Annotated in this window: 8 protein-coding genes; all 8 read right to left on the bottom strand. The window is 60.6% G+C overall.

Features of this window, described 5'->3' with window-relative positions; translation table 11 throughout:
• Positions 1-101: 101 nt before the first annotated feature.
• The 8 genes from tsaD to leuS all read right to left on the bottom strand — a co-directional run bounded on the left by tsaD (position 102) and on the right by leuS (position 9,854).
• On the bottom strand, positions 102-1,145 hold the full coding sequence (tsaD, locus tag OGI63_RS05430; protein WP_004218031.1) for a tRNA (adenosine(37)-N6)-threonylcarbamoyltransferase complex transferase subunit TsaD: 1,044 nt from the start codon (positions 1,143-1,145) through the stop codon (positions 102-104).
• Positions 1,146-1,185: 40 nt separating this feature from the next.
• Entirely contained in the window at positions 1,186-1,683 is a 498-nt protein-coding gene (rimI, locus tag OGI63_RS05425) for a ribosomal protein S18-alanine N-acetyltransferase (protein WP_004218033.1), read from the bottom strand.
• Positions 1,680-2,522, bottom strand: a complete 843-nt coding sequence (tsaB, locus tag OGI63_RS05420; protein WP_004218034.1) for a tRNA (adenosine(37)-N6)-threonylcarbamoyltransferase complex dimerization subunit type 1 TsaB — start codon at positions 2,520-2,522, stop codon at positions 1,680-1,682. The genes rimI and tsaB overlap by 4 nt, the downstream gene beginning before the upstream one ends.
• 75 nt (positions 2,523-2,597) lie before the next feature.
• On the bottom strand, positions 2,598-3,227 hold the full coding sequence (tsaE, locus tag OGI63_RS05415; protein ID WP_004218035.1) for a tRNA (adenosine(37)-N6)-threonylcarbamoyltransferase complex ATPase subunit type 1 TsaE: 630 nt from the start codon (positions 3,225-3,227) through the stop codon (positions 2,598-2,600).
• Positions 3,224-4,186, bottom strand: a complete 963-nt coding sequence (gene holA / locus OGI63_RS05410; RefSeq protein WP_004269085.1) for a DNA polymerase III subunit delta — start codon at positions 4,184-4,186, stop codon at positions 3,224-3,226. The genes tsaE and holA overlap by 4 nt, the downstream gene beginning before the upstream one ends.
• A gap of 65 nt (positions 4,187-4,251) precedes the next feature.
• Entirely contained in the window at positions 4,252-6,018 is a 1,767-nt protein-coding gene (locus OGI63_RS05405; RefSeq protein WP_004218037.1) for a ComEC/Rec2 family competence protein, read from the bottom strand.
• Positions 6,000-6,776 carry a ComEA family DNA-binding protein gene (locus OGI63_RS05400; RefSeq protein WP_004218039.1) on the bottom strand — a complete coding sequence of 259 codons (777 nt, stop codon included), beginning with the start codon at positions 6,774-6,776 and terminating at the stop codon, positions 6,000-6,002. The genes OGI63_RS05405 and OGI63_RS05400 overlap by 19 nt, the downstream gene beginning before the upstream one ends.
• A gap of 111 nt (positions 6,777-6,887) precedes the next feature.
• Complete coding sequence (gene leuS, locus OGI63_RS05395; protein WP_004269084.1) at positions 6,888-9,854, bottom strand: leucine--tRNA ligase; 2,967 nt, start codon at positions 9,852-9,854, stop codon at positions 6,888-6,890.
• Between the last annotated feature and the right edge of the window lie 27 nt (positions 9,855-9,881).

Below are 9,881 nucleotides of genomic sequence, written 5' to 3'. Positions count from 1 at the left end.
TGTTTAGTTTAGCGGGTGAGTCGAAAAATGCAAATCAACGCGTGTCGCACCGTATCCCCGGCGGGATGCCGCACCAATCCGGAGATAACCACTGCAATACCTCACATGCAGATCTTGGTAAGCGGCATCGCAGAGTCAATGGGGAATTCCATGTCAGACGGCGCCACACCGGCCTCCACCAAATTCGAACCAAGCATCGCCACCATGGCACCGTTGTCCGTACACAGTTTGATCTGCGGTATGCGCACGTCGACCCCGTGATTGCACCCAACCTCCATCAGCGCCTCCCGGAGCTGCGAGTTCGCCGAGAACCCACCGCCCACAATCAACGTGGTGGAATCGAACTGCTCGCATCCTCGCATGCTCTTTCGGGAAAGCACCTGTGCCACTGATCCAGCCAGCGACGCACATACATCGTCCACCGGAATCTCCTGCCCGCTCCCCTGCCGTTCCTCGATCCAACGGGCAATGGCTGTTTTCACCCCGGAGAAGCTGAAATCGTACGGATGCTCCTTGCCCGCGCGACCTTGCGTGAGTCCTTGCGGCACCTTGATGGCATGCGGATCGCCATGCTGGGCATGCCGGTCGATGTATGGGCCGCCGGGATATGGGAATCCCAGCAGTCGGGCCACTTTGTCGAAACATTCTCCTGCCGCGTCATCCAATGTCGTCCCCACCACCTCGACATCACGCGCGATGTCGTTGACATGCAGTAGCGAGGTGTGTCCGCCAGAGACGATGAGCGCCATCGTATTGGCCGGCAGGTCGCCGAACTGTAGTTGCGTGACGGCCACATGCCCGATGACGTGGTTGATGCCGTAGATCGGCTTGTTGGCTGACCAGGCCAATGCCTTCGCCCCCGAAACGCCGACCGCAAGGCACCCTGCCAAACCGGGACCCGCCGAGACGGCGATGGCATCGACGTCGTCGATGGTCATGTTCGCGTCGGCGAGCGCTTTCGATACCACCGGTACGAATGACTGTGCGTGCGCTCGGGAGGCGATCTCGGGGATGACGCCGCCGTATCTGGCGTGTTCGTCCATGGATGAGGCGACGACATTCGCCAGCAGTGTCTTGCCTTGCACGACGGCGGCGGCGGTTTCATCGCAGGTGGATTCGATGCCGAGAATGATTTGGTTGCTCATTGTTTTCTTTCCTGGGCTTGTTGGCGTGGCGCTGTTGGGATCAGCATTGTGTGTTCAATGGTATGGCGAAGCCTGCGGGTCGGGAATCGCGCAGGGTGAGGCTCATGGTGTAGGCGTCTTTGTTTTCCGGCTGGTAGTAGCGTTTGCGGATTCCCATGGTTTCGAATCCGAAGTGGCGGTACAGGGTGAGTGCCGGTTCGTTGTCGACGCGCACTTCGAGCAGCATGCGTTCGGCGTGGAGTTCGTTGGCCTTGGCGATGAGCTGGTTGATCAGTTGGGTGGCTATGCCTTGTCGTTGGCGTTCGGGGCTGACGCCTATGGTCATGATCTGTGCGTCATATCCGTCGTACCAGAGGCCGGCGTATGCGTCTATGGTTCCTTGGTCGTCCACGTTCACATAGTAGCTGCGGTGTGGCGCGCTGAGCTCTTCATCTATGAGTGTGTTGCTCCACGCCCCTTTGCCGAACAGTTGTAGTTCCATCTTGGCTATTTGCGAGCATACCGTGGCGCGGTCGAGCGTGTTGGCGTCGACGATCATGCGTTTGCCTCGTTGCGATGTGCTCCTTCGTGGTTGAGCACATGTTTGAGCGGGTTGGGCACGCTGACGTCGGGTCTGCGCAGGTAGAGGGGCTCGATGGGGCGTGGATTGGCGTCGGCTTCGGTATCGTGTTCTGCGAGTGCTGCGAAGGTTTTCACCCCCCATGCGCCGGTGTCGAGGAGTGAATGGTCGAGGGTGATTCCGTGCCAGGGTTGTTCGCTCCAGATTTGCTCGTATTTGCTTGCACCGTGTCCGACGATGTCGACGGCGACCGGCTGGTCGGGATGGCGTTGCTGTATGGTGGCGACCGCTGCGCTTACTTTGGCCGCGATGTTCGATGGCGTGCCTATGTTCATGTCGAGTTGGATGCGTTCGTCTTTGGTGTCTGCGTTGGTGTTTGCGAGCAGGGTGTAGTAGAGCTGTTTGCGGCGCGCGTCGTTGACGCTGAGGGTCAGGTGCAACGCGGTGCCCGCATTGGCTGGTGTATTCCAGTTGCCGAATATGGCTGTGTTCAGCAGGTTCGGATCGCCGTTGTAGGCCGCTTGCATCATGGCGGCCTGTCCGCTTAGGGAATCCTGTCCGAGGAGTTGTGCCCCGGTGGCATAGGCGATTGCCTTGGCTGCCACGATGCCTGCGCGTAGTCCGGTGAAGGGTGCCGGGCCTATTCCTACGACTATGCGTTCGATGTCGTGGGGTTGTATTTTCGCCTCTGCGCAGACTTGCGCAATGTCGTGCTGCAGTTTTTCCACGTGTGTGCGCGAATCCTGTTCGCAGATTGGTTCATGCCCGGTTATGCCTACTGTGGATCCGAATGATGTGTCGATGACTAACGTGTTCATGTGTCTCGTGTCGCTTGTTTCGTGTGTTGTGTTAGAGTGCGGTTCTTGTATCGTATGCGTTGCCCGTCGGCGTCGTCAGGCTTGGGTGTCGGCTGGTTCCGCCAGGGCGAATCGTGTTCCCACTGGGGTGATGGTGACGATGCGTTCACCATCTGCGGTGGGTTCGTTCCGGCCTATGGGGGCAGACACATGGTCGGTGGGTCTTTGGATGCGGATCTCCAAGCGTTCGTCGGCGAGCGCAACTGCCATTTGTTCGCCCCATTCCATGAGGATGATGGTGCGTGTGCCCGGTTCTTCGAGTTCCTCGTCGAGGCCGAGGGATTCGAGTTCGTCGAGGAGCAGGTCGGCCTGTGCCTGACCTGGGGCGTAGTCATTGGATCCAAGCCGGTAGGCATCCACGTGGATCAGATGTGCGGGAGTGCCGTCCGCGAGGGTGCCGTCGAGTTCCCTGGCGATGGTGAAGGTCGGTGAGACGATGGGTTCTTGAATGCCCAGGCCTTCCCCCAATCCTTGCGCCAATGTGGTCTTGCCTGCGCCGAGTGGCCCTGAAAGCAGGATCACCTCACCACCGTGCAGGCTGCGGGCGAGTCGCTCGCCCAGCTCGTGCATGGCCTGTGCGGTCGGCACTTGCAAGGTAATCGTGCTGTCAGGTTGTCGTGGTGCGGGTGACGGGTTGGGCTCGAGCATATGGTGGATGGTGTTCATTGGATTCCTTTGGCTCCGATGAGTTCTATGGTGTTCTCAAGTGCGTATATGGGGTCGCCTCCGCGGCTCTTGCATTGTTCGTCCGCCCAGGCGAGTCGTTGCATGCAGGCGCTGATGCCCTGCGATGTCCACCCTCCCAGACGTCCGTTGGCCGTTCGCAGCGCCCATTCGTTCACCGCCGCCTTGGTTTTCGAGATGTCCCCTTGACGAATGGCCGCGGCTTTGGCGAGGTTGCGCATTTGCAACGCGAGCGCGCCGATGAGTGCAATCGGTTCCGTTCCTTGGGCGAGCGCGGATCTCAGGGCGATCACTGCACGTGCGGTTTTCCCGCCCATGGCGAGGTCGGCCACGTTGAAGCCGGTGACCTTGGGGTTCCCTGTGAGGTATTGGTTCACACGGTTCACTCGCATCGGGTCGTCATCGAAGTCGAAGCATAGCTGCCTGATCATGGCGGCCAGCTCTCCCACATGGTCGCCGAGCACATTGACCAGTTGCTGTGCGGCCTGCGGGTCTATGCGCCTGCCACGCGATTGGAACTGCTGGTACACATAGTTGAGTTTGTCCTTGGCCTTGTCGAGTTTGGGAACCGTGTCGACGGGAATGTTGTTGCGGCGCATGAGCGCTTCCACGGAACGGCCTTTTAGCGTTGCGGCGCATTGCATCACCACCGGCGACGCTTCTGGGTCCCGGTTTGTTTCGTTGGCGTAGGCCACGATGGCGTCGAGCAGTCCGGAGTCGGCGTCCTCCGCATGTTCGACCCACACCACCGACCTCTGCGAGAGCAGGGAGGGACTCACCGCCTCGTCGAAGGAGTTGGCGTCGGCGCTGCGGGCGTCGACGCGTGCCAATTCGGCATCCCTATGTTCCTCAAGCAGGCGATACACGGCATCCCGGGCGTTCTGTTCGTTCAGGTACTCATCGCCACCGTAGATGAGCAGGCATAGTGTTGCTGCGGTCATATCTTCAATGTCGACGTATGTTTGGACAAGTCTTGCGACACCGGCTTTTGCCTGCATCCTTCGTCTCATCTGCGCCATGTCAGCCACCCCATCATTTCGAGCGTATGTTCGAACCATTGGGTGAGGCGTTCCCTGACCGGCATGCGCATGGGACGGCCATCACCGTTGGTGACCGTGTCGTCATAGGCTCGCAGCAGGTCCCCGATGCATACGATCAGCGCCCATGTGGTCAGTTCCGTCACGATGAGCACCGCAGCGCCGGGTATACCCTCCATCCATGCCAAGGTGCTCGACTCCTCCGAGCCGAACAGACGTGCCGCATATTCGATGACCGTCGTGCATTGTGAGCACGCCCATGCCAGGAATCGTGAGACGCCCGGCGCCATCCATGCGACGAACAACGAGCACAGCCCCAGAATCGTCGCGGCATCGACGAATGGTGCAACCAGCAGATTCGCTGGCAGCGACCATATTGACACCTCGTTGTCCATGAGAATCTGTACGGGACCAGCGAATAGCTGTGCACAGCATGAAGCCGCCAACAGCTTGGCCAAACGGTCCGGTAGCAGATGCGACACCCATGCCGTCATACGCGTGCATGCCGTCGACAAGCCGAACACCGCCGCACATGACAACGCGAAGCCGTAACTCGAAGCCAATGACGGATCGAGCAGCAATCCGAACACCACCGTCAGGCAGAGCAGATGCACACTTTGCCGACGACGGCCCAACATCAGGAACCCAAGAGACAGCATCGACATCAGCATCGCCCGTGTGACCGACCTGCTGGGGGCAAGCACCATCGTGAGCATCGGGTAGACCATTGCGAGCGCGCCTGCCTTCACAAAACGGTTCCAATGGAGCCGTGCCCCCAATCCCATCACCAATGTGCCGACGAGGGCGTAATGGCCTCCGGATACGGCCATGAGATGCATGATGCCTGCACGGCGACACTGCTCTTGCAGGAGTTCGGCGTATTCGTCCTCCACTCCACCATCTGCGCAGTGCACCATCGCATCGTGTCCGAGCACCCCCAGGGTCACGCCGGGAACCAACACAACGCCCGGATTGTCGAGTCCGCGGGTCGTTTGCAGGAATGCCATGCGTATCCGATGTACCGCACGCCATGGCGCCGGTGGCTCCTTGACGGCCATCATGTCACCGTCTGCAAGCACCCATATGGGCATCTCACCATATGCCGCCGCCTGGATGGTTCCGACGATGGCGTAGTCCCCCTGCTGCGCGATGCGCCCACAGGCCGGCTGTCGGGCGAACACCCGCACACCGCGGGACGATGGACGTCGAACGTCATGGCGAACGATGGACCGGGCATTGCCGTCGACCTGGCAGTCGTATCCCCCCATCGACGTCGCCAACGGCAGTGAATGCGCCGTGAACGTCAGATTCACACGCTCCGTGGAGGAAGATGCCGACATGTTCACCGGGTCGGCATGCTCCGTCAGGCTTCGCGCCGCCGTGGCAAGTGTGGCCGCGAGTATGGCGAAACAGACCGTTAGCAGTGTGTACAGCATCCGGTGGGCGCGATCCACGGCCAATCCATGGTGTTTCCCCGCCCCGTTCATCGTGAGGGGAATGAGCACCAGTGCGATGAAGATGGCTGCCGATGCCACCGCCAGGCACGCCATTTGCAGCATGCGGCCATGCTGCCAGAAGACGTCGTGCCCCGATCCGTGTTGGGAGCATACCCATCGGGTCAGCAGTGTGGCGCTCCAAACGCCCGCAGCCACCGGCAGCATGCGCAGGTCTCGGCTGCCTGCGATTCCCCTGTGCTCCCGGTCGCATGCCGGTGCCGTCATTGCGCGCATGCCCATGGTCTCAGCTTCTCTACGGTCTTCATGCCGATGCCCGGCACATTCACCAAGTCGTCGAGACTGGCGAAGGCGCCATGCTGGGTGCGGTATTCGATGATCCTCGCGGCCGTCACCGGTCCGATTCCCTTGATCTCCTGCAGTTGTGCCTCGTCTGCCGTGTTGATGTTCACCAAGGTGTCCTGCTTGTTGTCGGATGCCGATGGCGACGGCTCCGGTGCAGCCGTGGAAGGCGTCGAATCCCGGTCGGATGGCGATGCCGTGGCCGTCGTATGAGATGACGCGTTTGTGGTGGCCTGCGTGTCCAAGGCGCCCATGTTGGCGGCCTGCTGCACCAGGAGGGTCAGGGTGGTGGCCAGCGCACAGACCAACACCATGATGCACAGCAGCGCATGCTTCGGTTCGAGTTCGAATCGGGGTCGTTCCAGACGGCGGACTCCACGTTCCGCTTCGAAATCGTCGTCGTTCACCACGGTCAGGCTCGACAGCAGTGCGCCCGCCTTCTGGTCATCTCCAGAAACTTCCCTCACACCACCCGATGATTGCTCGTTGCTTGCCGTGACCGATGGCTCCTGGACACCGGGAGGCGGTGGCAGGGGCACCGACGGCATCTGAATGCTGAAGCCTGGACCGGTGGATGAACCGGCTGCCATGCTGCGAGACGATGGCCCTCCCAGATGGCGCAGCCGCGTCACAGCCCCCTCCCTCAGCACGATGACGGCGTCCGGGCTTTCACGCCGTCCGGAATAGACAATGCCCATGCCGCCACTTAATCATGACGGCATGGGCATTGCAACGAGGACGGCCACCTGTGGTCGGAGGACGTGATATCCACCACGCAGGTCATCCACAGGTGCACGACCTGCGTGCGATCATTCGCCCGGGACGATCGAAACAATCTTCGGGGCCTTGACGATCACCTTGCGCGGCGGCTTGCCTCCAAGACGCTCAGCCACAGCCTCCAAGGCCATCTTCTCCAGTTCATCCGGGTCGATGTCGGCACTCACCTCGAGTTTGGCCCGCACCTTGCCTTTGATCTGCACCACGGCGGTGACGGTGTCCTGCCCAACATAACGCTCGTCGGCCTGTGGCCATGGATGGTGGGCCAACGACTCATCATGGCCGAGCCGGTTCCACAGCTCCTCGGCTATATGCGGTGCGATCGGAGCCACCATGAGCACCAGCGGCTCCACGGCGGCGCGGGGCACGCCGTTCATGCCGGTCAGGTGATTGTTGAGCACGATGAGTTTGGCGATGGCGGTGTTTGGACGCATGGCCTCCATCTCACCGGTCACCTCGGCGATCGTATTGTTGAGCAGTTTCAACGTACGTTCGTCCATCGCGTCGTCGGTCACCGTGACCTCGCCGGTGTTCTCATCAATCACATTGCGCCACAAACGCTGCAGGAATCGCATGCCGCCCACCACATTGCGGGTGTTCCATGGACGTGACTCGTCAAGCGGTCCCATGCTCATCTCATAGAGGCGGAATGTGTCTGCGCCGTAATGGTCGTACATGTAGTCCGGGGTCACGATGTTCTTGAGGCTCTTGCCCATCTTGCCGAACTCACGGTTGACCGGTTCGCCTTCGTAGGTGTACACGGTCTTGCCGTCCACTTCGCTCTCCTGAACGTCCTCGGCCGGCACATACTGACCGCGGTCATCGGTGTAGGCATACGCTTGGATCATGCCTTGGTTGAAAAGCTTGTGGAACGGTTCGAACGAATCCACGTACCCCAGGTCGAACAGGATCTTATGCCAGAACCGTGAGTAGAGCAGATGTAGCACCGCGTGCTCCACGCCGCCCACATACAGATCGACGCCTCCGGCCTGCCCGGCCGCCGGGGAGTGCTTCGGACCCATCCAATAGTCGTATTCGTCGCGCTCCACCATGTGCTCGGTGTCATGGGGATTGAGGTAACGCATGTAGTACCAGCAGGAACCAGCCCAATTCGGCATCGTGTTCGTGTCATGATGGTAGGTCTTCGGACCGTCACCGAGATCGAGCGTGACATTCACCCAATCCTCGTTGCGGCTCAACGGGGCCTCCGGACTCGACTGGGAATCCTCCGGGTCGAAGGTCTTGGGGCTGTAATCCGGAACGTCGGGCAGATTGATGGGCAGCATGCTGTCGGGCACCAGATGGGGCACCTCATGCTCATCGTAGACAATCGGGAACGGCTCACCCCAATACCGTTGGCGGCTGAAGAGCCAGTCGCGCAGACGGTAGCTCGTGGCCCCCTTGCCCACCTGGGCCTCCTCGAGCCACGTGGTGACGGCAGCAATCGCATCATCCACACGCATGCCGTCAAGGCAGAGCGCGTCGCCACGGGCCCACGTCGCGTCGACGGCTGAATTGATGACGATGCCGTCATGCGAAACGAACGGGGCGGTACCCTCATAATTGGCCAGATCGTCACCGGAATCAGGGAGCGGCGCAACCGTGTAGATCACCGGAAGACCGTACTTGACGGCGAAATCGTAGTCTCGCTGGTCACCGCCCGGAACGGCCATGATGGCACCGGTACCATAGTCCATGAGCACATAGTCGGCCGTGAACACCGGCAGCTTGGCACCGGTGATCGGGTTGATCGCGTACAGGCCGGTGAACAAACCCGTCTTCTCACCGTTGTCGGCCACACGGTCGGCCGCGGTCTTTGCCTCCGCGAGCTCACGGTATGCGGATACGGCCTCGCTCGGCGTGGCATAGCCACCCGTCCACGCCGGGTCCACACCTTCCGGCCAGGATTGGGGCACATGCTCCAGCATCGGGTGTTCGGGAGAGACCACACAGAACGTGGCACCGAACAACGTGTCGGGTCGTGTGGTGTAGATCTCCATATCTGCCATCTCACCGTCGACCGGCACCTTGAAATGCACGGAGGCGCCATGCGACTCCCCGATCCAGTTGCGCTGCATGAGCTTGACCTTCTCAGGCCAGTCGATGGAATCGAGATCCTCTATGAGACGATGCCCGTATGCGGTGATGCGCATCGACCACTGACGAAGCTCACGCTGGAACACCGGGAAATTGCCACGTTCGGAACGCCCCTCTGCAGTGACCTCCTCATTGGCGAGCACCGTGCCAAGCCCAGGGCACCAATTGACAGGCGATTTGGAGATGTAGGCGAGTCGGTACTCATTGAGCACCTCGGTCTGCTCCATCTCGGTGAGTTCATCCCAGGCCTTGTCCTCATGTCCGTCAATCGGACGTGTGCCGGCGCGGAATTGTCCGATCAGGGTGGAAATCGGGCGCGCGCACCCCATGGATCCACTCGGATTTCTCGTATCCGGATCGTACCAGGCATCGTAGATGCGTGAGAAGATCCATTGGGTCCAACGCACGTATTCCGGTTCGATCGTGGCGAAGGAGCGGCGGTCGTCGAAGCTCAGCCCCATGCGGCGCAACTGTCGCCGCATATTCGCGATGTTCTGTTCGGTCGTGATGCGCGGGTGCTGGCCCGTCTGCACGGCATACTGTTCGGCGGGAAGCCCGAATGCGTCATAGCCCATGGCGTGCAGGACGTTCTCGCCCTTCATGCGATGGTATCGGCTCACCACATCGGTGGCCAGATATCCCAACGGATGACCGACATGTAATCCTTTGCCCGAAGGGTAGGGGAACATGTCCATGGCGAAGAAGGACTGACGGCCATCGGCATGACGTCCCTTGCTGTCAGTGAGTTCGCCGCTCACGTTCGCGGCCCAGAACGTGCCCTCGCTCTCCCAGATGTCCTGCCATTTCTCCTCAATGCGCTGGGCCATTTCCGTCGTATAGCGGTATTGTGGCGTAGCCGGCGCATTCGATGTTGCTTGCGCGTTCGTATCGTTCTCACTCATAGGCAACGATTATCGTGACGCAACTGG

It is taken from the genome of Bifidobacterium sp. KRGSERBCFTRI (genome assembly GCF_025908335.1).
Note: the sequence above shows the minus strand (reverse complement) of the source record. Positions and strands in the feature narration are given on the sequence as shown.

What these genes read in the sequence shown, in the direction of transcription:
- tsaD (WP_004218031.1), bottom strand. Translation starts at nt 1,145, where the DNA reads ATGAGCAACCAAATCATTCTCGGCATCGAATCCACCTGCGATGAAACC.
- rimI (WP_004218033.1), bottom strand. Translation starts at nt 1,683, where the DNA reads ATGATCGTCGACGCCAACACGCTCGACCGCGCCACGGTATGCTCGCAA.
- tsaB (WP_004218034.1), bottom strand. Translation starts at nt 2,522, where the DNA reads ATGAACACGTTAGTCATCGACACATCATTCGGATCCACAGTAGGCATA.
- tsaE (WP_004218035.1), bottom strand. Translation starts at nt 3,227, where the DNA reads ATGAACACCATCCACCATATGCTCGAGCCCAACCCGTCACCCGCACCA.
- holA (WP_004269085.1), bottom strand. Translation starts at nt 4,186, where the DNA reads ATGACCGCAGCAACACTATGCCTGCTCATCTACGGTGGCGATGAGTAC.
- OGI63_RS05405 (WP_004218037.1), bottom strand. Translation starts at nt 6,018, where the DNA reads ATGGGCATGCGCGCAATGACGGCACCGGCATGCGACCGGGAGCACAGG.
- OGI63_RS05400 (WP_004218039.1), bottom strand. Translation starts at nt 6,776, where the DNA reads ATGGGCATTGTCTATTCCGGACGGCGTGAAAGCCCGGACGCCGTCATC.
- leuS (WP_004269084.1), bottom strand. Translation starts at nt 9,854, where the DNA reads ATGAGTGAGAACGATACGAACGCGCAAGCAACATCGAATGCGCCGGCT.